Origin of the sequence: Mesorhizobium sp. M00.F.Ca.ET.216.01.1.1 (genome assembly GCF_004010325.2) — a bacterium.
Lineage (GTDB): Bacteria > Pseudomonadota > Alphaproteobacteria > Rhizobiales > Rhizobiaceae > Mesorhizobium.
Genome location: NZ_SADR02000079.1, coordinates 1 through 1,083, shown reverse-complemented (window position 1 = coordinate 1,083; position 1,083 = coordinate 1). Strand labels below are relative to the sequence as shown.

The window sequence follows — 1,083 nt, the reverse complement described above, 5'->3', positions numbered from 1 at the left end:
ATGCGCAATGGCATCTCCTTCACCATTTCGGCCAGCGACCGTCAGCGCTTGCAAGCGATCGTCGCGGCCCCTGGAAGCCCGCAGAAGCATGTCTGGCGGGCGCGTATTGTCCTTCTGAGCGGCGATGGTCTGGGCACCTCGGCAATCATGGCCGAGACCGACAAGTCCAAGACCTGTGTCTGGCGCTGGCAGGAGCGGTTCATGCACGAAGGCGTCGATGGACTGCTTCGCGACCGGTCCCGTCCGCCTGGAAAGGCGCCGGTCCCGCCGAAGCGTGTCGCCGAGATCGTCCGCCTGACGCAGGCTCCGCCGCCGCATGAGGCGACCCATTGGACGCTGCGCGCGATGGCCAAGGTCGCCGGCATTGCAGCGTCGACGGTGCAGGGTATCTGGAAGGCCCACGGTCTCAGCCCGCATCGCTGGCGGCACTTCAAGCTCTCCAACGACCCGGCCTTCGCCGAGAAGCTGACGACCATCGTTGGCTTGTATGTCGATCCGCCGGCCCATGCCGTGGTGCTGTCGGTCGATGAGAAGTCGCAGATCCAGGCCCTCGACCGAACCCAGCCCGGCCTGCCAATGAAGAAGGGCCGCGCCGGTACGATGACACACGACTACAAGCGGCACGGCACAACGACGCTCTTCGCTGCCCTCAACGTGCTGGACGGCACGGTCATCGCGCAGAACATGCAGCGCCACCGCCATCAGGAGTTCATCCGCTTCCTCAACCGCATCGAGCGCGAGGTGCCGGCGGACAAGGCAATCCATGTGATCCTCGACAATTACGCCGCTCACAAAAAAGACAAGGTCCGCGCCTGGCTCGACCGCCACCCGCGCTGGACCTTCCATTTCACCCCAACATCCTGCTCCTGGCTCAACGCCGTCGAGGGCTTCTTCCCCAAACTCACCCGGCGCAGGCTCAAGCACGGCGTCTTCCATTCCGTTGTCGATCTTCAGGCCGCCATCAACCGCTTCATCCGCGAATACAATGCAGAGAACCCGCAACCATTCATCTGGAAAGCCAACCCCGATGACATCATCGCCGCCCGAAACCGCGGGTTCCAAACGTTGGAATCAATCCACTAG

At 63.3% G+C, this 1,083-nt stretch carries 1 protein-coding gene; it reads left to right on the top strand.

What is annotated here, in order from left to right; genetic code table 11:
* On the top strand, positions 1-1,083 hold a 1,083-nt coding region (locus tag EN859_RS35095), incomplete at its 5' end, for an IS630 family transposase (RefSeq protein WP_135913587.1).